Genomic DNA, 25,879 nt, shown 5'->3' on the forward strand with positions numbered 1-25,879 from the left:
GTTTCTGGAGCCACAACCCGACTCTAGTGGTTCCCACCGACAGTTCTGTCACAGCCGCGTACTCTGCTCCCGTGACTGATGAATCGAACCTCGGCCCCGGCATGAGCATGGAGGGGACGCTCCTCCAGGTCATGGGAATCGTTGTCAGCGAAGCCGCGCCGGAGCGGGTCGTAGCAACGATGCCGGTCAAGGGCAACACCCAGCCTTACGGTCTGCTCCACGGTGGCGCGTCCTGCGTGCTGGCGGAGAGCCTGGGCTCGATCGGGTCCGCGCTGCACGCGGCGACGTACGGGAAGGTCGCGGTCGGTGTCGACATCAACGCCACCCACCACCGCGCGGTCCGCGAGGGCGTGGTGACCGGCGTGGCGACCCCGATCTACCTCGGCCGGACCACGACGTCGTACGAGGTGGTCGTCACCGACGAGCGGGACAAGCGGGTCTGCACCGCGCGGATCACTTGCCAGCTGATTCAGGCTCCGCCGGGGAGCTGACCGCGCCGAGCTGCGCGCGCCGGGCCACGGCGGAACGTCGCGACGAGAGCAGGGCCAACAGGTTCGGCGGCTGCTCGGACGCCAGTCGGCGACGCACCGTGTGCGTGTTCGCATACCGCAGTACGCCGGCCTGCCCGAGACCGAGACGGGCCAGAAATCGGTTCGCCTCGCGGGCGCTCGCGGGCGCGACGACGGCCAGATGAGCGCAGTTCTCGTGCTCGGCCCACGCGACCGCCTCCGCGATCAGCGCCTTGCCCACACCGTGCCGACGGGCGGCGTCACTGACGTGCAGGTACTCGACGGTGACCGTGGTGTCCTCGTGCAGCGGGCTCACCGAGGTACGGCGTAGGTACGCCATTGCGTGCACCTGGCCGTCGAGCTCGCCGATCAGCAGCCGGCCGAGCGGATCGCCCAGGTGTTTGCTGACGGCAACCGCCGCGGCCGCCTCCGACGGTGGAGCCGGGAGCCGGGACGGCAATCCTGCGGTGGTCAGCTCGCGCCACAAAGTGACCAGGGCGCCGGCATCCCCCGGCTGGGCGTCCCGCACCTCGACGGCTGCCACCACAGCGAACCTCCCGCTCAGGTCCACCCCCGAGGTGAACAGACGGGCCGATACGCTCGTCCTCGCGCAACAGTAGGCCGTCGGGGGTCACATGCAAAGCTGACCACAGCTGTCCGGAGGGACCAGGTTGTTCATCGGAATCGGCACCGTCGTGAACGTCGCGACGGTGCTCATCGGCTCGGTACTCGGCGTACTCGTCGGGCACCGCCTCAGTCACCGCACCAGGGACCTGGTCACCGACGCGATCGGCCTGGTCACGCTGCTGATCGCGATCTCGTCGGCCCTCACCGTGAGCGACCGGGCGCTGAGCGCCGCGGTCGGCGACAGCGCGCCGATCCTGATCGTGCTCGGCGCGATGCTGATCGGCGGGATCATCGGCTCGCTGCTGCGGATCGAGGAACGGCTGGAGGGTTTCGGCGGCTGGATGCAGCGCCGGTTCGACCGCGGCGAGGGGCGGAGCACGTTCGTCGAGGGCTTCGTCTCGGCGTCGATGGTGTTCTGCGTCGGGCCGCTGACGTTCCTCGGCTCGCTCTCCGACGGCCTCGGGCGCGGAGCGGACCAGCTGTACCTGAAGGCGGTCCTGGACGGGTTCACGTCGATCGCGTTCGCCGCGTCGTTCGGCTGGGGAGTCGCCGCGTCGGCGCTGGTGGTGCTGGTGGTCCAGGGTTCGATGACCGCGGTCGGCGCGCTGCTGGGCGACGTACTGCCGGACGCGCATGTGACTGCGCTCGGCGCCACCGGCGGCGTCATGCTGATCGGTGTCGCGCTGCGGCTGCTGAAGCTCAAGCAGGTCGCCGTCGCCGACCTGCTGCCGGCGCTGATCGTCGCGCCGCTGCTGGTTCAGTTGCTCGTTGTCATCCGCAACTGAACCAGCAGCACTGCGTGTGAGATCTCAGTCCTCGCCGAGGTAGGCCTTGCGGACCTCGTCGTTGACCAGCAGGTCCCGGCCGGTGCCGGACAGCACGATCTTCCCGACCTCGAGCACGTACCCGAAGTCGGCGCGCTTCAGCGCCGCCTGGGCGTTCTGCTCGACCAGCAGGATCGTCGTCCCCTGCTTCTGGAGCTCGGTCACCGTCGACATGATCCGCTTCATCATGATCGGCGACAGACCCATCGACGGCTCGTCCAGCATCAGCAGCTTCGGCCGGCTCATCATCGCCCGGCCCATCGCCAGCATCTGCTGCTCACCACCGGAGAACGTCCCGGCCGGCTGCTTGCGCCGCTCCCCCAGGATCGGGAACAAGTCGTACGCCGACTGCAGGTCGGTCCGCACGCCCGCGGGATCGCGACGCGTGAACGCACCCAGCATCAGGTTCTCCTCGACCGACAGCCGCGGGAAGATCCGTCGTCCCTCGGGCGAGTGCGCCAGACCCCGGGTGACGATGTCGTGCGCCGCCACGTGGTCGATCCGCTCACCCTGGAACCAGATCTCACCGCCGGTCGGCCGGAGCAGACCGGAGATCGTCTTCAGCGTGGTGGTCTTGCCGGCGCCGTTGGTGCCGATCAGCGACACCACCTGCCCCTGCTCGACGCTGAAGCTGATCTTCTTCACCGCAACGATCTTGCCGTAGGCAACTTCCAGGTCCTTGACCTCGAGCATGGCACTCACGGGCGGCCCTCCTCGTCGGCGACGGTGGTGTCCTGGACGTGGGCGTCCTCGACCTCGACGTCGTCCTCGTCGTCCTCGCCGGTGCCGATGTAGGCCTCGATCACCCGCGGGTCGGACTGCACCTCCTCCGGGGTGCCCTCGATCAGGGCCTGCCCCTGGACCAGGCAGAGCACCCGGTCGCACAGGTTGAAGATGAACCGCATGTCGTGCTCGATCACCACGACCGACAGCCCGGAGTCCCGGATCTTGAAGATCAGGTCCATCGCCTGCCGGGTCTCCTGCGGGTTCATACCGGCCGTCGGCTCGTCCAGCAGGATGAGCTTCGGGTCGGTGGCCAGCGCCCGCGCGATCTCGAGCCGGCGCTGGTCGCCGTACGGCATGTTCCGGGCCAGGTGCTCGGTCGACCGGCCGAGACCGACGAACTCGAGCAGTTCCTGGCCCCGCGCCCGACTGGCCGCTTCCTCGCGACGGAACTTCGGTCCGCGCAAGACCGAGGTGAGTGCGCCGGAACTGGTCCGGCAGTACCGGCCGACCATCACGTTCTCGAGCGCAGTCATGTTGGCGAACAGCCGGATGTTCTGGAACGTCCGCGCCATCCCGGCGCGCACCACCGCCCGTGGCTTCGGCGGCAACGGCGTCAGCGCGGCGAGCGGCTGCACCGGTACCGCCTCCACGCCGACCGTGCCGTCCTTGCGCCGCTTCGGCGCCCGGGGCGGCTTCCGTGGAGCACCGGCGAACCGGACCTGACCGCTGGTCGGCTTGTAGAGGCCCGTGAGGCAGTTGAAGAAGGTCGTCTTGCCGGCCCCGTTCGGGCCGATCAGGCCGACGATCTCGCCTTCGTGAACGGTCAGGTTCACATCGTTGACCGCCAGCAGACCACCGAACCGCATGGTCACGCCAGTGGCCTCCAGCACCGCGGCGCCGCCCGGCCGGGCCGGTGCCCGGTTCGTTTCGGTGACGGTCATGTCGCCTCCTCGACCAACAGGTGCTCCTCGTCGATCTCGACCGCCAACACCTCGTCCTCCTCGTGGAACTCCAGCTGGCGGCGTCGGTTCGCAACCAGGCCCTCCGGCCGGAACCGCATCATCAGCACCAGCAGCAGGCCGAACAACAGCAGCCGGTACTCCGAGAAGAACCGCAGCTTCTCCGGCAGCAGCTTCAGGATCGTTGCCCCCAGCAACACACCGGCGATGGTGCCCATACCACCGAGCACGATCGCGGCGAGCAGGAACGCCGACTCCAGGAAGATGTACTGGTCCGGGCTGACCGCGCCGTCCTGGTGGGCCTTGATGGTGCCGGCCAGGCCGGCCAGGAAGGCGCCGATCGCGAACGCGAGCAGCTTAAGGCCGAACGTGTTCACGCCCATCGCCTCGGCCGCCTTCTCGTCCTCCCGGATCGCCACCCAGCCCCGGCCGATCCGGCTGTTGTTCAGCCGGGAGAAGACCAGGATGACGAAGCCGGTCAGGACCAGCAGCAGGAAGTAGTAGTTCGAGAACCGGCCGAGCTCGATCCCGGCGACCGTGTGCACGTCGCCGAAGTTGAAGCCGCCGATCTCCAGGTCCGGGATGCCGGGGACACCGTTCGGGCCGTTGGTCAGGTTCGGGCCGTTGTTGCCGTCCAGGTTGAACATCGAGAACCGGAAGATCTCACCGAAGCCCAGGGTGACGATGGCCAGGTAGTCACCGGAGACCCGCAGAGTCGGCGTACCGATGATCAGACCCAAGGTCGCCGCCACGCCGGCGCCGATCAGCATCACCACCAGGAACGGCGGCTTCCAGCCGACGGTGGCGAACGCCGAGGTCGACATCGTGGCCGCCACGTACGCGCCGGACCCGAGGAAGGCGATGTAGCCGAGGTCGAGCAGACCCGCCAGACCGACGACGATGTTCAGGCCCATCGCGGTGGCCGCGAAGACCAGCACCTGGGTGGCGATCGACATGTTCGCGTCCGAACCGCCCTGCGTGAACGGGAACAGGAAGGCCACCAAGAACGCCGACAGCGTGAGCACCTTTCGCTGCCGCTGCGAGACGTGGCCGACCCAGGTCAGCGCACCGGTCCGGAACAGCGCGACCGCCATGGCGGCGACGAAGACCAGGCAGAGGATGAACGACCACGCGTCCTCCAACCCGAGCGCGTACGCCGCGACGAACAGCACCGAGCCCATCAGCACCGCGATCGCGAGGATCTCGACCCAGGCCGGCAGCTTCGCCTCGCTCATGTCGCGCAACTGCCGCAGCGGCAGCATCCGCGAGCTGACCACGATCAGCACGGCACCGACCAACGTGACGTACCCGCCGGGGTTCACGTTGATCAGGCCGCCGGAATCGGCCGAGATGGCGATCAGGACCAGCAGCATGTAGAGCGTGAGCGTCACGCCGAGCGCCCGCAGTCCGGCGGTCGCGTCCAGCCACGCGCCCACCCTGGTCAGCGGGCCCTTCTCGACCAGCAGTAGGACCAGCGCGAACAGGGCCATGATGATCGCCAGGATCTGCAGGCCACCCGGGTAGAAGTTGATCGACAGGTCGCCGAGGATCGTGCTGTCGTAACTCCACGACAGGAACGAGCCGACGATGACGAGCGCCACGCCGGCCAGGCCCAGCGGCCAGGCGATCGGGTTGGCGTGCGGTTCAGCCGCGGTTTCCGGCTCCGCCGGAGGTGTCTTCAGATCCTTCATGCCCGATCCACCACCCGCGCGCCGAGCAGGCCCTGGGGCCTGAACACCAGTACCAGAATCAGGATCACGAAGGCCCAGACGTCCTTCCAGGTACTGCCGCCGAACTGACCTGGGATGTACTGAGTGGCCATCGCCTCGATGACGCCGAGGACGAGGCCGCCGACGACAGCGCCGAAGACGTTGCCGATGCCACCGAGCACCGCCGCGGTGAACGCCTTCAGACCGGCCAGGAAGCCCATCCGGAACTCGATGTTGTTGTTCTGCAGGCCCTGCGAGACGCCGGCGATCGCCGCCAGCACCGCACCGAGCGCGAACGCGACCACGATGATCCGGTCCACGTTGATACCCATCAGCCGGGCCGTGTCCGGGTCCTGCGAGACGGCCTGCATGCCGCGGCCGAGACGGGTCCGGTTGATGAAGTACCACAGCAGGGCGGAGCAGATCGCCAGCGCTGCCATGGTGAAGATCGCCGACCGCTGGATCGTCACCCCGCCGACGTCGAAGGCGGTGCCGGTCACCACATCGATCTGCGGGAACGGGATGCGCTGCTTCGCACTCGGCCAGGTGATGCTGCTGATCAGCTTCTCGAACAGGATCCAGCCCAGCACCGCCCCGGCTGACGCGGTGGCCGCCGCCGCCGCGATCGCCCGGATGTTGATCTCGGTGCGCGCCTGCCGCCGTACCGCCAGACCAGCCAGCCAGCCGATCCCCGTACCGACAGCTGCGCCGACGATCAGCACGCCGACTGCCAGCACGACGCTGACGTCGTTGTTGACCAGCCGCACCACCACCCAGAGACCGACCGCGCCGAGCACGGCGCCGAGCAGCGGGGCTCGGTCGTACCACTTGGTCACCGGGTGATCCAGGGGTGCTTTGGACACCGTCGCGCCGACCCAGTAGCCAAGGCCGATCGCCATACCGGCGAAGGCGAACAGCGTCCAGCCCGGCCGTTCGTAGAACAGCCGGACGAACTCCTGCAGGAAGACCGAGATGCCGATCGCAGTGATCAGCGGCGCGAGTCGTGGCGCGTTCCGCAGGGGACGGTACGCGACACGTTCCATCGCCACGGCCGTGCCGACCGAGGCGATGATCGCGCCGATGATCATGATCGGCAGGATCCACAGGTTGGTCTTGCCGTCGAAGAACAACAGGTACGTCGTCAGTGCGCCGAACGCACCGATCATGAAGACCTCGCCGTGGGCGAAGTTGATGAGCTGCACGATGCCGTAGACGACGGTGTAACCCACCGCGATCAGGGCATACAGCGAGCCCAAGGTCAGCCCGTTGACGAGCTGCTGGAAGAACTGGTCCACGTCGACCTCCCATCTGCCTCAGTTATGACACGCCACGGGGGTGGGAGGATCGCTCCCACCCCCGAGACATGAGGTCGACTTTGCTTACTTGGTCTCGAACGCCTTGGTCTCGACGGTGGCCCACTTGCCGCCGGCAACCTTGTAGACGGTGAGCACCTTCGAGGTGGTGTCGCCGTACTGGTCGAAGGCGACCTTGCCGGTCACGCCGTCGAACGAAACCTTGCTCATGGCATCGACCGTCGCCTGGCGCGCCGACTCGACGTCCTTCGCGTCCTTCAGCGAGACCTTCAGCGCGTTGATGATCGCGTTGGCCGCGTCGAACGAGTAGCCGCCGTACGCCGCGTACGGGTCCTTGTAGCCCGCCGCGTTGTAGTCGGAGACGAACTTCTTCGCCGACTCCAGAGTGTCGACCGGCGCACCGACCGAGGTGGCCAGGTCGTTGTCGCTGGTCTTACCGGCCAGCGTGATGTACTTCGGGTCGTAGATGCCGTCGCCGCCCATCAGCGGGACGTTCAGACCGGCGGCCTTCATCTGCTGCGAGAGCGGACCGGCCTGCGGGTACTCACCGCCGTAGTAGACCGCCTGCGGGCCGGACGGCTTGATCGACGAGATCACGGCCTGGTAGTTCGAGTCGTCCGGGTTGATGGTCTGGGCCGCGACGACCTGACCACCCAGCTTCTTGAACTCCTCGGTGAAGGTGCCGACCAGGCCCTGACCGTAGGCCTTCTTGTCGTGGATCGTGGCGACCTTGGTGATCTTCGCCGTCTCGTAGAGGTACCGGGCCGCGAACGGACCCTGCACCGCGTCGGTGGTGCAGGTGCGGAAGTACGTCGGGTACGGCCGCTTCGGGTCGGTCTGCCAGTTGGCGCCCTGGGTCAGGCCCGGGCCGGTGTTGGCCGGCGAGACCTGGACGATCTTCGCCGAGGCGAGCACCGGCTGGACCTGCTGGCTGACGCTGGTGTTCAGCGTGCCGACGACGCCGATGACGTCCTTGTCGCCGGCCAGCGCGGTGGCGCCATTCTTACCGGGGTCCGGCTTCCCCTCGTCGTCCTTCGGCACGACCTCGAGCTTCCAGCCCGGGATCGCGTTGGAGTCGTTGGCCTGCTTCACGGCCAGCTCGACGGAGTGCTGGATACCCAGACCCAGGGCCGACAAGTCTCCGGACAGCGGTGCGATGACGCCGATCTTGGCAGTCTTCGTCGACCCTCCGGAGCTCCCCCCGGAGTCGTTGCCACTGCGTGAACCGCAGGCAGTCAGGGCCAACGACGCAACGATCAGCGACGCGCCGACCCGTACTACGGAACGCTGGTGCACTGTTCCTCCCATGTCTGGATAGTCCGGCAAATCCCCGGACTCTCGCGTTTGCCGCGAGCACCCGCAGGTTAGACCTCGGGCAGTCCTTCAAGCGATGTCACGGAACGTGTGTTGTGAGGTCGTTACAGCGGTAAGCAGCATGGGTTCACTTGGTTGCTGTACGCCCGCTCAGCCGTGGTGAGCAGAGAGTGATTCAGTCGCTACTGCCCGCCTCGTCAACCACCAACTGCGCGACCTGGCGCATCGAAACTCTTTTATCCATGGCGGTTTTCTGGATCCACCGGAACGAGTCCGGTTCGGACAGCCCGAACTTGGTCTGCAGGATCGACTTCGCCCGGTCGACCAGCTTGCGGGTCTCCAGCCGGTCCGCCAGGTCCGCGACCTCACGCTCCAGCTCCGCGAGCTCGACGTACCGGGACGCGGCGATCTCGATCGCGGGCAGCAGGTCGGCCTTGGAGAACGGTTTCACCAGGTACGCCATGGCGCCGGCGTCCCGGGCCCGCTCGACCAGCTCACGCTGCGAGAACGCGGTCAGCATCAGCACCGGCGCGATCCGCTCCCCCGCGATCTTCTCGGCGGCACTCAGCCCGTCCAGCTTCGGCATCTTCACGTCGAGGATCACCAGGTCCGGCCGCTGCTCGATCGCCAGCCGAATCGCTTCCTCGCCGTCGCCGGCCTGCCCGACGACGTCATACCCCTCTTCCGCGAGCATCTCGGCCAGATCCATCCGGATCAACGCCTCGTCCTCAGCGATCACCACACGCTTAGCAGTCACACCGACACCTTATCGACATCGGATCAGCTCTTCGGTCCCACGAACGATTCCAGCGCGCCGACAGCTTCCTTGCGACTGACTGCGATCACATTCCGCCGCGGCTGCTTCCAGGCGATCCCGAGCAGGTCCAGCGCGTCCGTGAGGATCCTGCGGATGTCATCCGACTCATTCGAGAACTGGTACCGCACGTAGTAGTACCGCTTCTCCCGGCCCGGCTTGCTGGCCCAGTTCACGAACCGGCACCCGTCCGAGTGGAAGAGCCCACGCAGCAGCTGTTGGGGGAACTTGGCAACGATCGCCAGCTGCCAGTCCGCCAACTCGATCTTCCGCAGATGCTTCCGCCCAGGCCCGTGCTGCGGAAACACACACGGCCAGTGCTTCCACCGCGCCTCGACCAGGATTACTCCACGGCCCTTCCGCAGGCAGGGGCTCGCGTTCGCCTTGACACGCTTGATGGTCGCGGCGATCTCCTGGTTGAGCTGCGTGTACCGTGCGTCGTTGGCGATCTGCAGCGTGAAGACATCCCGCCGCGCCCGAGCGATCGATCCGTCCCCGAGATACCAGCCGAGCAGCAGGGCGTACGCCGCCTCATCCAGCTCCGCCCCGTCGCACCGCGGACATGGCATCCCGCTGTCGCCGCGGACGCGGCCCTCAACCTGATACCGCCGTCGCCAGGTACGGATCGTCTGGAGAGCCACGCCGTGGATCTCGGCATTCACCCGATCGGGAACCCCGTCATCCGACATCCGCAACGCGGACTGAACCGTCTCCTTCGATCTGAAGTGGCCCACAGGACCAGGCTGTCGCCACCCACCGACATTTTGTGAGTCGAGCAGCTCCATGGGCTAGGATCTTCGACGTCGGAATGCCCTGGTAGCCCAACGGCAGAGGCCGCGCTCTCAAACAGCGTCCAGTGTGGGTTCGAATCCCACCCAGGGCACAGAAAGTGTCGGCGGCGCCCGCGAAACTTCGTTCATGTACGACGAACGCGTGCGGGCGATCGCACTCGCGGCGATCGCTGCGGGCGAGAGTCTCAACTCGATCAGCAAGCGTCTCGGGGTGAGTCGATCCACCCTGCGTGACTGGCGCGATGGCGACCGGTGCCCGCCGCGTCCGAACGACTGTCCGATCTGCGCTGACGAGACGCCGCCTGCCCCGTCGTACTCGCATCTGCTCGGGTTATATCTGGGCGACGGCTGTCTGTCCGAACACAGGCGGGGTGTCTACGCGCTTCGGATCGCCTGCGACGACGCGTATCCGCGGCTGATCGACGAGGCCGCCGGCGTCATGACCGCCGTTCATTCGAGTCGGCCGGTGCACCGGGTCCAGGCGGTCGGCTACACCTCGGTCGTTTCGTACTGGAAGCACTGGCCTTGTCTCTTTCCGCAGCACGGACCCGGGCCGAAGCACCGGCGGCTCATCGCCTTGGTGGACTGGCAGCGAACGATTGTTGCCGAGTGCCCCGGGATGTTCCTGCGTGGGCTGTTCAACTCGGACGGTTGCCGGGTTGCCAACTGGGCGACGCGCAGGGTCGGCGGTCAGACGAAGCGGTACGAGTATCCGCGGTACCAGTTCTCCAATGCGTCCGCCGACATCATGGGCCTGTGTCAGTGGGCGCTCGATCTGCTCGGCATCCCCTGGCGGATGCCGCGGCCGAACGCACTCTCCGTAGCCCGCCGCGAAGGAGTCCGCAGGCTCGACGCCTTCAGCGGGCCCAAGGGCTGAACCTGCGCGAGGCGGACGGTCCGCGGACCGTCCGCCTCGGGTTCAGTTGTTTGTGGTTACGGGTTGGGGCTGCGGTAGGCGGGGGCTATGCCTTCGATGGCGTCGCCCATGCGGTGGACCCGGAGGGCGTTGGTGGAGCCGGGGATGCTCGGCGGGGAGCCGGCGACGATGACGACCAGGTCGCCCTTCTGGAGCTTGCCGAGTTCGAGGAGGCGCTGGTCGACCTGGCGGACCATCTCGTCGGTGTGGTCGACGGTCGGGACGATGTGCGTCTCGATCCCCCACACCACGCTCAGCCAGGAGCTGACCGACGGGACCGGGGTGAACGCGAGCAGCGGGACCTCGGTGCGGTAGCGGGCGAGCCGGAGCGCGGTGTCGCCGGACTGGGTGAACGCGATCAGGTACTTCGCGTCCAGCCGCTCGGCCACGTCGGCGGCCGCGCGGGCGATCACGCCGCCCTTGGTCTTCGGCTCCCACTCGATCGACTGGACCCGGCTGAGGCCGTGCTCCTCGGTCGACTCCACGATCCGGGCCATCGTCTTGACGGTCTCGATCGGGAACCGGCCGACGCTGGTCTCACCGGACAGCATGACCGCGTCGGCACCGTCGAGGACGGCGTTCGCGACGTCTGAGGCCTCGGCGCGGGTCGGCCGCGGCGCGGAGATCATCGACTCGAGCATCTGGGTGGCGACGATCACCGGCTTCGCGTTCAGCCGGGCCTGGTCGATGATCAGCTTCTGGACCAGCGGGACCTCCTCGAGCGGGAGCTCCACGCCGAGGTCGCCGCGGGCCACCATGAACCCGTCGAAGGCCTCGATGATCTCGTCGAGGTTGGCGACCGCCTGCGGCTTCTCGATCTTTGCGACGACGGGGATCCGCAGACCCTCCTCGTCCATGATCTTGTGCACCAGCTGGATGTCGGCGGCGTCGCGCACGAACGACAGCGCGATCATGTCGGCCGGCAGGTGCAGCGCCCAGCGCAGGTCCTCGGCGTCCTTCTCCGACATCGCCGGCACGCTGACCGCGACACCGGGCAGGTTGATGCCCTTGTGGTTGGAGACCGGGCCGCCGACGGTGACGCGGCAGATCACGTCGGTCTCGGTGACCTCTTCGGCGACGAGCGCGATCCGGCCGTCGTCGATCAGCAGCTGGTCACCCGGGTTCACGTCCCCCGGCAGGCCGTCGTACGTCGTCCCGCAGATGGTCTGGTCACCAGGCACCTCCCGGGTGGTGATCGTGAAGCGCTCGCCGTAGGTCAGTGTTGCCTTGCCTTCGGCGAACTCCGCCAGCCGGATCTTCGGGCCCTGCAGGTCGACCAGGATGCCGACATTGCTCCCGGTCTCCGCCGCGGCGGTACGGATCCGCTGGTAGATGCGCTCATGCTCGGCATGGGCGCCGTGACTCAGGTTGAGCCTTGCGACGTCCATACCTGCTTGGACGAGTTCCGTGATGCGCTCCGGGGCGGCCGTAGCCGGGCCGAGCGTACAAACGATCTTTGCGCGACGCACGTCACACAACCCTACTCCTGCAAACCACTGGGCCTGCTGGTCCGCCCCCATTACTGGACGGTTAACAGTAGATGGCAAGCGACCGCAGTGCCTGAATCGTCAAGAAGACAAGGGGGTGTAGGCCCCGACGGTGACCTCGCCACCGGGCTGCGCGGTGACCGTCTGGAGGCCGACCGGCTCGCCTTTCAGGTAGGTGAGCAGGGTGACCTCGCCGGGTTTACGCAACGTGTAGCCCAGCGCGAAGGCGTACGCCGCTCCCCCGGTCGTCCCGTTCGTGTACGTCGTGACCGCGCGCCCGTCGACCACCTTGTGCTCGGGCCCGACCTGGCGGTGCAGATGACCGGACACCAGCAAGCTCGCGCACCCGCGCTCGGCGGTGTCGGCGTACGACGACGGGTCGTGCACCACCATCGTCGCGATCCGCTTGTTGTCGGGCTGGTCACAGGCGATGTCCGCGAGCCGCTTCGACTGGTGCTCGATCGTCTCGTCCCCCGGACTGTCCGCGCTGCCGAGCCCGGTCCGCGTCGGGTCGCTGTCGCCGAAGAAGCGGATCCCCTCGACCTCGACCGGTTTGCTGTCCAGCACGGTGAACCCGGCCTTGCGCATGAACTCCTCGACGTGCCCGCCGGCGTCGTGGTTGCCGGCCACCGAGACCACCTTGAAGTCCTTGAAGTGCTGCTTCAGCGAGTTGATGCTGAACGCTTCCCAGCTCTGGCCGGACGAGGTGTCGTCGCCGGCGTCGATCAGGATCTTCGCGCCGCCGGCCTTCCCCACGGCGGCCGCGAAGCCGTCGATCCCGATGTTGTCGTGCCGGTCCGAGACCAGCAGCGCGACCTTCTCGTCCTTGCCCGGCTCGTGGATCTGCGGCGCGACGTCGGCCACCCGGTCCTTGAGCTGGCCGTACAGCTCGGTCGACTTGCGGTACGTCTCGACCAGCGTCCGGATCACGCCGACGCCGCCGGTGGTGGAGAACCCGGACGCCACCTCCACCGTCTTCAGTCGATCGTCGAACGACAACTCGGGGAGCAACTTGGACAACGGCTGCCACTGCGTCGGTGGTACGTCGGCCTGGCGCATCCGCCCGGGTCCGTAGATCGAGGCGATCGTGATCAGCATCGCCACCAGCACCACGATCGCCCGGTGCTCGAACCGCCGCTCGTGCCGGTGCACCAGGTGCCAGAGCTCGCGGCGGCGCCGGGCGCCGATGGCGGTCCAGAGCGTCGCGACCAGCACCACGACCAGGAGTCCGGTACCGGCGCCGGCGACCGCGTTGTCGACCGCCATCTCCTGGATGACCTGCTTGATCCGCGCGATCTCACCGTCGGGCTGGGAAGCGATCAGGGTGTCGCGGGTGAGCAGTTCCGTGAGGTTGCTCGCGTCGGTCTCCTGGACGTCGATGTTGACGCCGATACCGGCCGGCGTCTTCGCCGGAATCCGCAATCGCGGCAGCACCGCGCCCAGGTCGAGCGTCGCGTGCCCGTCGAACGTCGGGGACACGGTCGCCGCGTGCGCGCCGATCGTGACCCGCTCGGAGTCGTTCACGAATCCGAGCAGCCCGACCAGGGCCGAGGTCAGGACGAAGAGCAGGCTGAGCCCGGCCCACGGTGCCATCGCACGGAGCCGAGCCTTGGTCACCAGGCGCGTATCCACCGCTCCAACCTACCGAGCGACACCACCTTGAGCACCGACCAACCATCCCGGGTCGGGAATTTCGGTTGGTGGGTGCTCAAGGTCGATGTCGTCAGACCGCCAGCGGGCGGGCGGTCGGGGGGATGGGAGTGGGCAGGGTCGACGAACCGGTCAGGTGGGTGTCGACGCCGCCGGCGCAGGACCGGCCCTCGGCGATCGCCCAGACGATCAGCGACTGACCGCGACCGGCGTCGCCGCAGGCGAACACCCCGTCGACCGTGGTCTGGTACTGCTTGTCGCGCTTCACGTTGCCGCGCTCGTCGAGCTCGACGCCGAGCTGCTCGAGGAAGCCCTCGCGCTCCGGGCCGACGAAGCCCATCGCGAGCAGCACCAGCTGCGCCGGGATGGTCCGCTCGGACCCCTCGACGGGGTTGAACTTGCCGTCCTTGAACTCGACCTCGACCAGGTTCAGCCCCGCGACGTTGCCGTCGGCATCGGCCTCGAAGTTCACCGTGGAGACGGCGTACACCCGCTCGCCGCCCTCCTCGTGGGCGGACGCGACCCGGTAGATCATCGGGTACGTCGGCCACGGCTGGTGCCCCGGGCGGTCGTCGCCGGGCCGCGGCATGATCTCCAGCTGGGTCACCGAGCGTGCACCCTGGCGATGCGCCGTACCGAGGCAGTCGGCGCCGGTGTCGCCGCCGCCGATGATCACCACGTCCTTGTCGGTGGCAACGATCTGGTCCTCGACGGTCTGGCCGAGCGCCACCCGGTTGGACTGCGGCAGGTACTCCATCGCCTGGTGGATGCCGCCGTACTCACGGCCCGGCACCGGCAGGTCGCGGGCCGCCGTCGACCCGGTCGCGATCACCACCGCGTCGTACCGCTGTTTGAGTTGGGTGCCGGTGACGTCCACGCCGACGTTGACGCCGGAGCGGAAGACCGTGCCCTCTTCCTTCATCTGCTGGATCCGGCGGTCGACCTGTTCCTTTTCCATCTTGAACTCGGGGATGCCGTACCGCAGCAGGCCGCCCGGAGCATCGGCGCGCTCGTAGACCGCGACCGTGTGACCGGCGCGGGTGAGCTGCTGCGCGGCGGCCAGGCCGGCCGGGCCGGAGCCGACGACCGCGATCGTCTTACCGGTCAGCCATTCCGGCGGCTGCGGCTTGACGTCTCCGGTCTCCCAGGCCTTGTCGATGATCGCGACCTCGACGTTCTTGATCGTCACCGGGTCCTGGTTGATCCCGAGCACGCACGCGGTCTCACAGGGCGCCGGGCAGAGCCGGCCGGTGAACTCCGGGAAGTTGTTGGTCGCGTGCAACCGCTCGATCGCACTCGACCAGTCGTCCCGCCAGACCAGGTCGTTCCACTCCGGGATCAGGTTGCCCAGCGGGCAGCCGTTGTGGCAGAACGGGATGCCGCAGTCCATACAGCGGCCGGCCTGCTTCGTGATGATCGGCAGCAGCGCCTTGCCGGGCCCGCCGGGGTAGACCTCTTTCCAGTCCTGTACCCGCTCGGCGACCGGCCGCCGGTCGGCGACCTCCCGCCCGGTGGTCAGGAATCCCTTGGGGTCAGCCATCAGATGGCCTCCATCATCGCTCGCGTGGTGGCGTCCTCGTCCAGGCCGTCGCGCTCGGCGGCCGCCTTGGCCGCCAGCACCCGGGCGTAGTCGCGGGGCATCACCGTGGTGAACCGGGCCGCGGCGGCCGGCCAGTCGACGAGCAGCTTGGCCGCCCGCTCCGAGCCGGTCTCCTCGTGGTGCCGCTGCACCAGGTCCTGCAACAGGTCGGACTCGTCCTCCGTGAGCGGGAGCAGGTCGACCAGCTCCGTGTTCACCAGCGAACGGTCCAGGTCGAGCACGTGGGCCACGCCGCCCGACATGCCCGCCGCGAAGTTCCGGCCGACGGCGCCGAGTACGACGACGCGCCCACCGGTCATGTACTCGCAGGCGTGGTCGCCGACCGCTTCGACGACCGCGGTCGCGCCGGAGTTCCGGACGCAGAACCGCTGGCCGGCACCGCCGCTGATGAACAGTTCGCCGGACGTCGCGCCGTACGCGATCACGTTGCCGGCGATGATCTGGTCGGCGGCGGCGAACCGGGCCTGCCGGTCCGGGCGGATGACCACGCGACCACCGGACAGACCCTTGCCGACGTAGTCGTTGGCGTCACCCTCGAGCCGCAGGGTGACCCCGCGCGGGACGAAGGCGGCGAACGAGTTGCCGGCCGACCCGGTGAAGGTCAGGTCGATGGTGCCGTCGGCCAGGCCGGCCGCGCGGTACCGCTTGGTGATCTCGTGACCGAGCATCGTGCCGACGGTCCGGTTGACGTTCCGGATCGCGAGCTGCGCCCGTACCGGCTCGCCGTTCTCCAGTGCCGGAGCACAGATCCGGATCAGCTCGTTGTCGAGCGCCTTGTCGAGGCCGTGGTTCTGCTCGACGGTCTGGTGCCGGGACGCGCCCTCGGGCAGCGCCGGCACGTGCAGGATCGGCGACAGGTCGAGCCCGTCGGCCTTCCAGTGGTCGACCGCGCGCTCGATGTCCAGTACTTCGGCGTGCCCGATGGCCTCGTCCAAGGTCCGGAAGCCGAGCTCCGCCAGGTACTCGCGAACCTCCTCGGCGATGAACTCGAAGAAGTTCACCACGAACTCCGGCTTGCCCGAGAACCGCGACCGCAGGACCGGGTTCTGGGTGGCGACGCCGACCGGGCAGGTGTCCAGGTGGCAGACCCGCATCATGATGCAGCCCGACACCACCAGCGGAGCGGTGGCGAAGCCGTACTCCTCGGCGCCGAGCAGCGCCGCGATGACGACGTCCCGCCCGGTCTTCAGCTGACCGTCGGTCTGTACGACGATCCGGTCCCGCAACCCGTTCAGCAGCAGGGTCTGCTGGGTCTCGGCCAGGCCGAGCTCCCAGGGACCGCCCGCGTGCTTCAGCGAGGTCAGCGGCGCCGCACCCGTACCACCGTCGTGACCGGAGATCAGGACGACGTCCGCGTGCGCCTTGGAGACACCCGCGGCGATCGTGCCGACGCCGACCTCGGAGACCAGCTTCACGTGCACCCGCGCCTGCGGGTTCGCGTTCTTCAGGTCGTGGATCAGCTGCGCCAGGTCCTCGATCGAGTAGATGTCGTGGTGCGGCGGCGGCGAGATCAGGCCGACGCCGGGCGTCGAGTGCCGGGTGCTCGCCACCCACGGGTACACCTTCGGGCCGGGCAGCTGCCCGCCCTCGCCGGGCTTCGCGCCCTGCGCCATCTTGATCTGGATGTCGTCGGAGTTCGTCAGGTACTCCGCGGTGACGCCGAAGCGACCGGACGCGACCTGCTTGATCGAGCTCCGCCGGGCCGGGTCGTACAGCCGGTCGGCGTCCTCGCCGCCCTCACCGGTGTTCGACTTGCCGCCGAGCTGGTTCATCGCGATCGCCAGCGTCTGGTGCGCCTCCATGCTGATCGAGCCGTAGCTCATCGCACCGGTGGAGAACCGCTTGACGATCGCACTGACCGGCTCGACCTCGTCGATGGAGATCGGCGCGCGATCCGACTTACTGTCTGGTTTCTTGAAGGCGAACAGGCCGCGCAGCGTCATCAGCCGCTCGGACTGCTCGTCGACCTTCGACGTGTACTGCTTGAAGATGTCGTAGCGCCCGGTCCGGGTGCTGTGCTGCAGGCGGAACACCGTGTCCGGGTCGAACAGGTGCGGCTCGCCCTCGCGGCGCCACTGGTACTCGCCACCGATCTCGAGCTTGCGGTGCGCCGGCAGGATGCCGTCCGCCGGGTACGCCCGCAGGTGCCGGCGACGGACCTCCTCGGCGACCGTGTCCAGGCCGACCCCGCCGAGCTTGGACGACGTACCGGTGAAGTAGCGCTCGACCAGCTCGGGAGCCAGCCCGTTCGCCTCGAAGATCTGGGCACCCGTGTACGACGCGACCGTCGACACACCCATCTTCGACATCACCTTGAGGACGCCCTTGCCGAGCGACTTCACCACGTTGCGGACCGCCTGCTCCGGCTCCACGCCCGGCAGGTAGGTCCCCTGGCGGCACAGGTCCTCGACGGACTCCAGGGCCAGGTACGGGTTGATCGCCGCGGCGCCGTACCCCATCAGGAGCGCGACGTGGTGGACCTCGCGGACGTCACCGGCCTCGACGACCAGGCCGACCTGGGTACGGGTCTTCTCCCGGACCAGGTGGTGGTGCACCGCGGCGGTGAGCAGCAGCGACGGGATCGGCGCGTGGTCGGCGTTGGAGTGCCGGTCGGACAGCACCAGGATGCGGGCGCCGTCATTGATCGCGGCGCTCGCCTCGGCGCACAGCTCGTCGAGCCGCGCCTTGAGCGACTCGCCGCCGCCCTCCACGTCGTACACGCCGCGCAGGACCGTGGTGGCCAGGCCGGGCATGTCGCCGTCGAGGTTGATGTGCCGGAGCTTGGCCAGCTCGTCGTTGGTGATCACCGGGAACGGGAGCACCACCTGCCGGCAGGACGCCGGGCTCGGACCGAGCAGGTTCGACTCCGGGCCGAGGCTGGACGACAGCGAGGTCACCAGCTCCTCGCGGATCGCGTCCAGCGGCGGGTTCGTCACCTGGGCGAACAGCTGCGCGAAGTAGTCGAACAGCAGCCGCGGCCGCTCGCTCAGCACCGCGATCGGCGTGTCCGTACCCATCGAGCCGATCGGCTCGGCGCCGGACTTCGCCATCGGGGTGAGGATGACGCGCAGCTCCTCCTCGGTGTACCCGAAGACCTGCTGGCGCCGCGTCACCGACGCGTGGCTGTGGACGACGTGCTCACGCTCGTGCAGGTCCTCGAACCGGATCAGGCCGGCGTGCAGCCACTCGTCGTACGGCTGCTCGGTGGCGAGCGCGTTCTTCACCTCGGCGTCGGTGATGATCCGGTGCGCGTCGACGTCGACCAGGAAGATCCGGCCGGGCTCGAGGCGACCCTTCTCGGTCACCGTCGCGGGGTCGATGTCGAGGACGCCGGCCTCGGACGCCAGTACGACGAGGCCGTCCTCGGTCACCCAGTACCGCGAGGGGCGCAGACCGTTGCGGTCCAGCACCGCGCCGACCTTGGTGCCGTCGGAGAAGACCACCGATGCCGGGCCGTCCCACGGCTCCATCAGCGTCGAGTGGAACTCGTAGAACGCGCGCCGCTGCGGATCCATCGTGGCGGCGTTCTCCCACGCCTCCGGGATCATCATCAGCATCGCGTGCGGCAGCGAGCGGCCACCGAGGTGCAGGAGCTCGAGGACCTCGTCGAAGGAGGCCGAGTCCGAGGCTCCCGGCGTACAGATCGGATAGAGCTGCTCGAGGTCACCCGGGATCAGGTCGCTGGCCAGCAGGGCCTCGCGGGCGCGCATCCAGTTCCGGTTGCCCTGGACGGTGTTGATCTCACCGTTGTGGGCGATGTACCGGTACGGGTGGGCCAGCGGCCAGGACGGGAACGTGTTTGTCGAGAACCGCGAGTGCACGACACCGATCGCCGAGGCGAGGTCCGGGTCGGTCAGCTCGGGGAAGAACTTGTCCAGCTGGTCGGTGGTGAGCATCCCCTTGTAGGTGATGGTCCGGCCCGACAGCGACGGGAAGTAGGTCTCGGTCTCCTTCTCGGCGCGCTTGCGCAGCCGGAAGGCCATCCGCTCCAGCGCGAGGCCGAGCACCCGGCCGGCCTTGGCCGACACGAAGAGCTGCTTGAACGTCGGCATCACCGAGCGCGCGGTCGAACCGAGCAGGTCGGGCGTGGTCGGGATGTCCCGCCAACCGACGACCGTCAGCTCTTCCTCGGCCGCGATCTCCTCGATCCGGGCGACCGCCTTGGCGGCGTCGTCGGGATCGGCGGGCAGGAACGCGATACCGGTCGCGTAACTGTGCGCCGCCGGCAGCTCGAACTCGCACACCTTGCGATAGAAGGCGTCCGGCACCTGGATCAGGATGCCCGCGCCGTCGCCGGAATCCGGTTCGGCGCCGGAGGCACCGCGATGTTCCAGGTTCCGCAGGGCGGTCAATGCCTTGGCCACGATGTCGTGGCTGGGTTCACCGGTCAGGGTCGCGACGAAAGCAACACCACACGCGTCGTGCTCGTGCAATCCGTCGTAGAGACCCTCGCTCGGCCTCTGCAGCTTCCCGATGGGGGGGCGACCAAACATTCAGGAGCTCCCGTCGTCCTACGGTCAACACAACTGGCCGCGGGACAACACTGGCCCAAGCCGGGAGTCCCGAGACTACCTCATGACGCCCGCCAGCTGGACTTTCTGTCCACCGCGAAACGCCTTGATGACCCACAGTAAGCAAGCGCTCACTACTAGCCTCCTATCTTCCCAGCAGACCGGCTCCGCAACCACCCACGCCACTTGAAATTCACCTGCTGAGACCCACCTGAAGCTGATAGGCCGGTGGCATGCCCTGGCACCCCTCCCCCGACTGGCAAGCGCTCACCTCAGGCACCGGCCAGGCCACCGGCGGCGTGTGGCGAACGCCGGACGGCCACGTGGTCAAGCGACTCGTCCCCGGCGTCGAGGACCAGCGCCATCACGCGTACTGGGAGCGTCAGGCGCTGGTCGCGTCTTCCGGCATCGTGGCCGGGACGTCAGGGCTCCGTACGGCGGAGTGCCTCGGGGTCGAGCGTGATGTGGAAGGGATCACGCTGCGGACGGCCTACGTGGCTCCGGCCGACTGGTCTCCGGAGGCGCTGGCTGGGGCTCTGGGGCGGTTCGCAGCGTGTTCCGTGCCCGAGCCTGCCTGGGGTGCACGGGACGTACTCCGGGACCGCCTGGCGACCGTGGAGCGGCGCGGCGGGTGGTCGTCGCTGTCCCGCTCAGGGCTCGCGACGCCGGCGATCGAGGAGCTGTGGAAGCGCCGCGACAGCGCACTCGCAGTACTCGATGCGCTCCCCCGCGTCCCGACACACGGGGACGCCCATCCGGTGAATCTGCTCGGCCGCGACGAGGACGATGTGGTCGCGATCGACTGGGAGCAGTTCGGCCTCGGTCCGGTCGGCTTCGATCTCGCCTACCTGCTCCTCGCGGTCGACGTACCGCTGGACGATCTCGTCGCGGCGCATGGAGGGGATGTACGACGCGGCGCGGCACTCGTGGCGGCGTACACGGGGGTGTCTCGGGCCGCGTGGGCGCTCTCACAGCCGGACGGTGGCGAACATCTCGCTCGACTGGCCCGGCTGTCGGCCGTGGTGGACGAGGCAGCGCAGATCGCGGGGTGATGAGCCGGGCTGGTGGTAGACCTGCGCGATGCGATGGGAACCTGAGCGGGACTGGACGCTGCTGGCCGCCGGTACCGAGATCACCCACGGCGGGGTGTGGCGGACGCCGGACCGGCAGGTCGTCAAGCGGCTCATCCCCGGCGACGAGCGGCCGAGCCGGTACGCGTACTGGCGCCGCCAGGCCGACCTCGCGAGCTCCGGACTCCTCGAGCTGACGACCGGTCTGCGCGCGCCGCGGTTCCTCAAGGCGGAGAGCGATCCGGACGGCATCACGCTGTGGTTCGAAGCGGTCGCGCCGAGTCCGGTGACGCCCGTGGAGGCAGCCGCTGCGCTCGGTCGGTTCGGGATCAATCACGTCGAGCCGGCCAGTTGGTTCTCGCGGCAGATCCTGCGCGATCGGCTCGCGGACGACGCCGTACATGGTGGGTGGGCGGCTTGTGCTACGGCGGACGAGCTGACACCCGACGTACGGCGGTCATGCGGCCTGCTGTGGACCCGGCGGGAGGAGGTACTGGCGGAGCTCGATCGGCTCCCGCAGCAGCTCGTCCACGGTGACGCGCACCCGCTCAACCTGCTCCGGCGCGAGGGAGACGACGTGATCGCGGCAGACTGGGATCAGTTCGGCATCGGCCCGCTGGGCTTCGATCTGGGCTACCTCCTGCAGTCCAGCCGGTCACCCGCCGACGAGCTCGTGGCCGCGTATCAAGCCGGCAGTTCGTCCGCCTGGCCGGCAACCCAGGTACGCCGCGGCGCCGTCCTGACCGCCGCCATCACCCTCGTCGCCCGCGCCGCGTGGGCCCTCGCCCAACCCGACCCCGACGATCACGTCCAACGGCTGGCCGACCTGTCCCCGCTCGTCGAAGAAGCCGTCAACCACGCCCCGTAGAAGGCCGCATAGCCTGGTTCCCAGGTGAGCGAGCATCTGGAGGATGGTAGCCATGGGGTTGACCGACTTTCCGCGGTATCCGTTGTTGTTCGGGCCTAGCCCGGTGCATCCGTTGGAGCGGCTGAGCGCCTATCTCGGTGGCGCGAAGATCTGGGCGAAGCGGGAGGACTGCAACTCCGGGCTCGCGTACGGCGGGAACAAGACGCGGAAGCTGGAGTACCTGCTGCCGGACGCGCTCGCGAGCGGAGCCGACACGCTGGTGTCGATCGGCGGGTACCAGTCGAACCACACGCGGCAGGTGGCAGCGGTGGCGGCCAAGGCCGGGCTGAAGGCCGTCCTCGTCCAGGAGAACTGGGTGAACTGGCCGGACGCGCTCAACGACCGGGTCGGGAACATCCTGCTCAGCCGGATCATGGGCGCCGAGGTGCGGCTTGACCCGTCCGGGTTCGGGATCGGGTTCAAGGACAGCTGGAAGCAGGCCCTCGCGGACGTCGAGGCCCGGGGCGGTACGCCGTACGCGATCCCGGCCGGCGCCTCGGACCATCGGCTCGGCGGACTCGGTTTCGCGAACTGGGCGTACGAGGTCGAGCAGCAGGAGCGTGAACTCGGGGTGTTCTTCGACACCATCGTCGTCTGCTCGGTGACCGGGTCGACGCACGCCGGGATGATCGCCGGTTTCGCCGGGCAGGACCGGCCGCGGCGGGTGATCGGCATCGACGCCAGCGCCAAGCTCCAGGAGACCCGCGACCAGGTCGAACGCATCGCCCGCGGCACCGCCGACCTGATCGGCCTCGGCCGGGACCTGCGTGCCGACGAGATCACCGTCCTCGAGGGCTGGGCCGGCGACGAGTACGGCATCCCCGTGCAGTCCACGCTGGACGCGATCCGCCTGACGGGTCAGCTCGAGGGCATGATCATCGACCCCGTGTACGAGGGAAAGTCGATGGCCGGCCTGATCGACCTGATCCGCAACGGCGACATCCCCAAGGACTCAACCGTCCTCTACGCCCACCTCGGCGGCCAGCCCGCACTCAACGCCTACAGCGGCCTGTTCCCCCAGAGTCAACCGATTCCTGGGCCGACCAACGTGCCGATCGACTGAGACGACGCCAAGAGCCGTTCACAGACGCGCCTCGGCGCACGCCTTGTGGATCGGGCGAAACTGGTCGTCCTGCAGGTTGGTCAACCCTTTGCATGACACACAGGGACGCGAGACAGAGCTCCAGTGCCTGGGATTGCTCCAGTCCAGCAGTTGCGGTTCGTCGCCGACCCCAAGCTCAAGATCCTGGCGTAGGTGCCGGATGACAACGGCCGCGCCGGTGTCGCGTGTGAGGGTCGGCTGAGCGCGGAACCCAGTCTCTTCGCCATACCTACAGGACGTGTCCAGCGGCCGTTCGCGCACCTCGTCCTCGACGGGCTCGCGGACGACAGGTTCAGCTTCCTCGGCGCCTGCCGGCGTGATCTCGCGGTACCTCCTGAGTTCCTCACGCGGAGCCCACAGAAACCTTTCGGCCTGGACCCCGGTGATCCGCTCGAGATGCAGGACGCGATAGTCGCCGGTGGCGGTCAGCTCCACCAGTTTGTTCAGGTAGAGGTTCCGTGCAGCTGTCCATCGGCCGTGGAACTTCCCGCAGCGTCCGCGCTTGTCGACCGGACACGGCGTGACGGCGCTGCTGTCGCATCGCCAGGTCTCGAACCGGTTGACGCCGCCGATGATCTCCACCGGATCGCCGGCAGCGATCACCGTCCACGGCGTCTCCTTGATCCGTGACCAAGGCGCCCGGTTGATCAGTTCCGCCTTGTCCGACTTGGTCAGCCACATTGATGTCAGGCCGTCGCGTTCGGCGAGCGCCGTACGCCGTAGTACCGCGCCTCGTGACAGCTTCGACATCTGTGGTTCCCAGCCGATACGGATCCCGTCCGGACCACGGACGATCACATCGGTGCGACGCTTCCCGTCCGCCGACCTCGACTCCATATCAGCATCGAAGCCGGCCGCCTGTGCGTCCTGGCAGATCCGCTCCTTCAGCGCCTTGTGTTCGTCGCTCTCCGCCGCCGTGACCAAGTGGACGCCGTGGTTGCGGTGGACGGCAACGGGCTTGCCGCCTCGCCTCTGGATGTACATGTACGGCGACTTGCCGTCCGCCTCGGAATTGCAGGGATCACCGCGTGCGCTCTGCATGCACTGCAAGAACTCCGGGTCCGGATCGGCGTCGTCCCCGTAGATCTCACTCCACAGGTCGGGGAGCTCCGGATGACCGAGGTCAGGCAACGTCAGGTTCAGCTCAATGCCGTACCTCGTGCAGAACACGCTGCTCGCCATCTTTCGATGGTAGATACGCTGCCCCGGCTTGCGTCGGGCAACGAGTGTCGGCGGTGCTGTCCGGCGCCGTCAACCGATCCCCGGGCCGACCAACGTGCCGACGAAGTAGGTCAGGCCGGCGGCTGCGGCGCCGAGGAGGAGTTGGCGAAGGCCGGAGTACCACCAGGAGCGGGTGGTGACGCGGGAGACGACGGCGCCGCAGACGAAGAGGGCCGTCAGCGACAGGATCAGCGAGGGCAGGACGTTACTCGCGCCCAGGAGGTACGGCGCCAGCGGGATGAAGGCACCGACGGCGAAGCAGACGAACGAGGACGCGGCCGCGACCACCGGGTTCGGTAGGTCGTCCGGGTCGATGCCGAGCTCCTCGCGGACGTGCTCCTCGAGGGCCTGGTCGGGGTCGGCGTGGAACTGCTTGGCGACCTTGCTGGCCAGGTCCGGGTCGAGGCCCTTCGCGCGGTAGGTCTCGGCGAGCTCGATCTCCTCGTCGACCGGGTGCCGCTTGATCTCCTTGCGCTCCACCTCGATCTCGGCGTGCGCCAGTTCCCGCTGCGAGGCGACCGAGGTGTACTCGCCCGCCGCCATCGAGAACGCACCGGCGGCCAGGCCCGCGAGGCCGGCCAGCACGATGAACTTCGAGCCCGAACTGGTGCCGCCGTCCATACCGGCGATCAGCGCGAAGTTCGAGACCAGCCCGTCCATCGCGCCGAACACCGCCGGCCGCAGCCAGCCGCCGTTCACATCACGGTGTGTGTGATCACCGTGATGCTCAGGCGAAACAGCAGGCGTCTCAGTCACGTGCCCCGTCATTCGGTTCGGTCTTCGCAGATCCGTTGGTAGTACCCGCATCTACCTTGCCTGAGTCATCCGCCTTCTCGGAATCCGCGGCCGGCTCCGGCTCTGTGGACTCGGCGGACTCTTTGGACTCGGCGGCGTCGGCCGGCTCCGGGGTCGGCGTTGTTCCGGCCGCGGCGCCGGTGGAGATGTCCTCCTGGCCGGGGCGTTTCCAGGCGCTGATGGCGAAGGCGATGACGGCGATCACGAAGAGGATGATCGCGGTCCACACGTTCAGGCGCAGGCCGAAGAAGTGGTTCACGGTGTCGATCCGCAGGTTCTCGATCCAGGCACGACCGGCGGTGTACGCCGCGACGTACAGGAAAAACGCTCGTCCGTGGCCGAGTTTGAACCGGCGGTCGACGATCAGGATCAGCGCGACCACACCGAGGTTCCAGACCGCTTCGTAGAGGAACGTCGGCTGGAAGGTCGCGAAGTCGGCGTACCCGTCCGGGCGATGTCCCGGCGCGATCTCCAGGCCCCACGGCTTCGTGGTCGGGCGGCCGAACAGCTCCTGGTTGAAGTAGTTCCCGAACCGGCCGAAGATCTGCGCCAGTGCGATCCCGGGCGCCATCGCGTCCGCGACCGCCAGGAACGGCACCTTGGCGCGCCGGCAGGCGATCCAGGCGCCGAGCGCACCGAAGCCGACCGCGCCCCAGATACCGAGGCCGCCGTGCCAGATCTTCAGCGCGTCGATCGGGTGCTTGCCCGCGCCGAAGTACAGCTCGGCGTCGGTCACCACGTGGTAGATCCGGGCACCGACCAGTCCGAACGGGATCGCCCAGAACATGATGTCGGCGAGCACCGGCGCGGACCCGCCGCGCGCCACCCAGCGCCGGCGGCCGAGCCAGTACCCGGCGAAGATGCCGGCCAGGATGCACAGCGCATAGGCGCGGATCGGCAGACCGAAGAGGTGCCAGACGCCCTGGCTCGGACTAGGGATGAACGCCGGAACCATCACGGCGGGAATCAGACTAGACATGGCAAATGGGAACGCTACTCGACCCGCCAGAACACGGCCAGGAACGCACGGTCAC

21 protein-coding genes and 1 tRNA gene are annotated in these 25,879 nt (G+C 68.2%); 7 read left to right on the plus strand and 15 right to left on the minus strand.

Features of this window, described 5'->3' with window-relative positions:
* Positions 1 to 71: 71 nt before the first annotated feature.
* Complete coding sequence (locus tag AC0662_RS10930) at positions 72 to 491, plus strand: hotdog fold thioesterase (protein WP_452194023.1); 420 nt, start codon at positions 72 to 74, stop codon at positions 489 to 491.
* On the opposite strand, the gene AC0662_RS10935 is transcribed toward AC0662_RS10930, so the two are convergent.
* Positions 454 to 1,053, minus strand: a complete 600-nt coding sequence (locus AC0662_RS10935; RefSeq protein WP_478299963.1) for an N-acetyltransferase family protein — start codon at positions 1,051 to 1,053, stop codon at positions 454 to 456. The two genes, AC0662_RS10930 and AC0662_RS10935, sit on opposite strands and share 38 nt — an antisense overlap.
* Positions 1,054 to 1,180: 127 nt before the next feature.
* Here AC0662_RS10935 and AC0662_RS10940 point away from each other — a divergent pair, with 127 nt between their 5' ends.
* On the plus strand, positions 1,181 to 1,921 hold the full coding sequence (locus tag AC0662_RS10940) for a DUF554 domain-containing protein (RefSeq protein ID WP_478299965.1): 741 nt from the start codon (positions 1,181 to 1,183) through the stop codon (positions 1,919 to 1,921).
* 24 nt (positions 1,922 to 1,945) lie between these two features.
* On the opposite strand, the gene AC0662_RS10945 is transcribed toward AC0662_RS10940, so the two are convergent.
* The 7 genes from AC0662_RS10945 to AC0662_RS10975 form a co-directional block, all read right to left on the minus strand.
* The gene (locus AC0662_RS10945; protein WP_452194030.1) at positions 1,946 to 2,662 is read right to left on the minus strand and encodes an ABC transporter ATP-binding protein; all 717 of its coding nucleotides are present in this window, start codon (positions 2,660 to 2,662) and stop codon (positions 1,946 to 1,948) included.
* On the minus strand, positions 2,659 to 3,627 hold the full coding sequence (locus AC0662_RS10950; protein WP_478299967.1) for an ABC transporter ATP-binding protein: 969 nt from the start codon (positions 3,625 to 3,627) through the stop codon (positions 2,659 to 2,661). Before AC0662_RS10950 ends, AC0662_RS10945 begins: the two co-directional genes overlap by 4 nt.
* On the minus strand, positions 3,624 to 5,336 hold the full coding sequence (locus tag AC0662_RS10955) for a branched-chain amino acid ABC transporter permease (protein WP_478299969.1): 1,713 nt from the start codon (positions 5,334 to 5,336) through the stop codon (positions 3,624 to 3,626). The genes AC0662_RS10950 and AC0662_RS10955 overlap by 4 nt, the downstream gene beginning before the upstream one ends.
* Entirely contained in the window at positions 5,333 to 6,649 is a 1,317-nt protein-coding gene (locus AC0662_RS10960) for a branched-chain amino acid ABC transporter permease (protein ID WP_478299971.1), read from the minus strand. Before AC0662_RS10960 ends, AC0662_RS10955 begins: the two co-directional genes overlap by 4 nt.
* Positions 6,650 to 6,733: 84 nt before the next feature.
* A complete protein-coding gene (locus AC0662_RS10965; RefSeq protein WP_452194037.1) occupies positions 6,734 to 7,975 on the minus strand; it encodes a branched-chain amino acid ABC transporter substrate-binding protein in 1,242 nt (413 codons plus the stop codon).
* Positions 7,976 to 8,156: 181 nt separating this feature from the next.
* Entirely contained in the window at positions 8,157 to 8,738 is a 582-nt protein-coding gene (locus AC0662_RS10970; protein ID WP_452194039.1) for an ANTAR domain-containing response regulator, read from the minus strand.
* Between the two features lie 23 nt (positions 8,739 to 8,761).
* Positions 8,762 to 9,529, minus strand: coding sequence for a helix-turn-helix domain-containing protein (locus AC0662_RS10975; protein WP_478299973.1), 768 nt, complete (start codon positions 9,527 to 9,529; stop codon positions 8,762 to 8,764).
* Between the two features lie 76 nt (positions 9,530 to 9,605).
* Between AC0662_RS10975 and AC0662_RS10980 the strand changes: the two genes are divergently transcribed.
* Positions 9,606 to 9,678, plus strand: a tRNA-Leu gene (locus tag AC0662_RS10980).
* A gap of 35 nt (positions 9,679 to 9,713) precedes the next feature.
* Entirely contained in the window at positions 9,714 to 10,463 is a 750-nt protein-coding gene (locus AC0662_RS10985; RefSeq protein WP_478299975.1) for a helix-turn-helix domain-containing protein, read from the plus strand.
* A 56-nt stretch (positions 10,464 to 10,519) separates the two neighbouring features.
* Here the strand turns inward: AC0662_RS10985 and pyk are convergent, their stop codons facing one another.
* The 4 genes from pyk to gltB form a co-directional block, all read right to left on the minus strand.
* Positions 10,520 to 11,971 (minus strand): pyruvate kinase, encoded by a 1,452-nt coding sequence (gene pyk / locus AC0662_RS10990; RefSeq protein WP_452194045.1) that lies wholly within the window; start codon positions 11,969 to 11,971, stop codon positions 10,520 to 10,522.
* A 99-nt stretch (positions 11,972 to 12,070) separates the two neighbouring features.
* Positions 12,071 to 13,621, minus strand: a complete 1,551-nt coding sequence (locus AC0662_RS10995; protein ID WP_478299977.1) for a metallophosphoesterase family protein — start codon at positions 13,619 to 13,621, stop codon at positions 12,071 to 12,073.
* Between the two features lie 91 nt (positions 13,622 to 13,712).
* Entirely contained in the window at positions 13,713 to 15,179 is a 1,467-nt protein-coding gene (locus AC0662_RS11000; protein WP_452194048.1) for a glutamate synthase subunit beta, read from the minus strand.
* Positions 15,179 to 19,732 (minus strand): glutamate synthase large subunit, encoded by a 4,554-nt coding sequence (gltB, locus tag AC0662_RS11005; RefSeq protein ID WP_452194050.1) that lies wholly within the window; start codon positions 19,730 to 19,732, stop codon positions 15,179 to 15,181. Before gltB ends, AC0662_RS11000 begins: the two co-directional genes overlap by 1 nt.
* A gap of 251 nt (positions 19,733 to 19,983) precedes the next feature.
* Between gltB and AC0662_RS11010 the strand changes: the two genes are divergently transcribed.
* From AC0662_RS11010 to AC0662_RS11020, 3 genes are read left to right on the plus strand one after another with little or no spacing between them, the layout of a single operon-like run.
* Positions 19,984 to 20,802, plus strand: a complete 819-nt coding sequence (locus tag AC0662_RS11010; RefSeq protein ID WP_452194051.1) for a phosphotransferase — start codon at positions 19,984 to 19,986, stop codon at positions 20,800 to 20,802.
* Between the two features lie 28 nt (positions 20,803 to 20,830).
* Positions 20,831 to 21,688 carry a phosphotransferase family protein gene (locus tag AC0662_RS11015; protein ID WP_452194053.1) on the plus strand — a complete coding sequence of 286 codons (858 nt, stop codon included), beginning with the start codon at positions 20,831 to 20,833 and terminating at the stop codon, positions 21,686 to 21,688.
* 52 nt (positions 21,689 to 21,740) lie between these two features.
* On the plus strand, positions 21,741 to 22,790 hold the full coding sequence (locus AC0662_RS11020; RefSeq protein ID WP_478299980.1) for a 1-aminocyclopropane-1-carboxylate deaminase: 1,050 nt from the start codon (positions 21,741 to 21,743) through the stop codon (positions 22,788 to 22,790).
* Between the two features lie 18 nt (positions 22,791 to 22,808).
* Here the strand turns inward: AC0662_RS11020 and AC0662_RS11025 are convergent, their stop codons facing one another.
* The 3 genes from AC0662_RS11025 to lgt form a co-directional block, all read right to left on the minus strand.
* Complete coding sequence (locus tag AC0662_RS11025) at positions 22,809 to 24,011, minus strand: competence protein CoiA family protein (protein WP_478299982.1); 1,203 nt, start codon at positions 24,009 to 24,011, stop codon at positions 22,809 to 22,811.
* A gap of 69 nt (positions 24,012 to 24,080) precedes the next feature.
* The gene (locus AC0662_RS11030) at positions 24,081 to 24,749 is read right to left on the minus strand and encodes a VIT1/CCC1 transporter family protein (protein WP_478299984.1); all 669 of its coding nucleotides are present in this window, start codon (positions 24,747 to 24,749) and stop codon (positions 24,081 to 24,083) included.
* Positions 24,750 to 24,798: 49 nt separating this feature from the next.
* The gene (lgt, locus tag AC0662_RS11035) at positions 24,799 to 25,824 is read right to left on the minus strand and encodes a prolipoprotein diacylglyceryl transferase (RefSeq protein WP_478299986.1); all 1,026 of its coding nucleotides are present in this window, start codon (positions 25,822 to 25,824) and stop codon (positions 24,799 to 24,801) included.
* Positions 25,825 to 25,879 lie beyond the last annotated feature (55 nt).

The organism is Kribbella sp. NPDC043289 (assembly GCF_056436705.1).

Coding starts and splice junctions, on each gene's coding strand:
- AC0662_RS11025 (WP_478299982.1), bottom strand. CDS start 24,011: ATGGCGAGCAGCGTGTTCTGCACGAGGTACGGCATTGAGCTGAACCTG.
- AC0662_RS10950 (WP_478299967.1), bottom strand. CDS start 3,627: ATGACCGTCACCGAAACGAACCGGGCACCGGCCCGGCCGGGCGGCGCC.
- AC0662_RS11015 (WP_452194053.1), top strand. CDS start 20,831: ATGCGATGGGAACCTGAGCGGGACTGGACGCTGCTGGCCGCCGGTACC.
- gltB (WP_452194050.1), bottom strand. CDS start 19,732: ATGTTTGGTCGCCCCCCCATCGGGAAGCTGCAGAGGCCGAGCGAGGGT.
- AC0662_RS11000 (WP_452194048.1), bottom strand. CDS start 15,179: ATGGCTGACCCCAAGGGATTCCTGACCACCGGGCGGGAGGTCGCCGAC.
- AC0662_RS10955 (WP_478299969.1), bottom strand. CDS start 5,336: ATGAAGGATCTGAAGACACCTCCGGCGGAGCCGGAAACCGCGGCTGAA.
- AC0662_RS10965 (WP_452194037.1), bottom strand. CDS start 7,975: ATGGGAGGAACAGTGCACCAGCGTTCCGTAGTACGGGTCGGCGCGTCG.
- AC0662_RS11010 (WP_452194051.1), top strand. CDS start 19,984: ATGCCCTGGCACCCCTCCCCCGACTGGCAAGCGCTCACCTCAGGCACC.
- AC0662_RS11020 (WP_478299980.1), top strand. CDS start 21,741: ATGGGGTTGACCGACTTTCCGCGGTATCCGTTGTTGTTCGGGCCTAGC.
- lgt (WP_478299986.1), bottom strand. CDS start 25,824: ATGTCTAGTCTGATTCCCGCCGTGATGGTTCCGGCGTTCATCCCTAGT.
- AC0662_RS10985 (WP_478299975.1), top strand. CDS start 9,714: ATGTACGACGAACGCGTGCGGGCGATCGCACTCGCGGCGATCGCTGCG.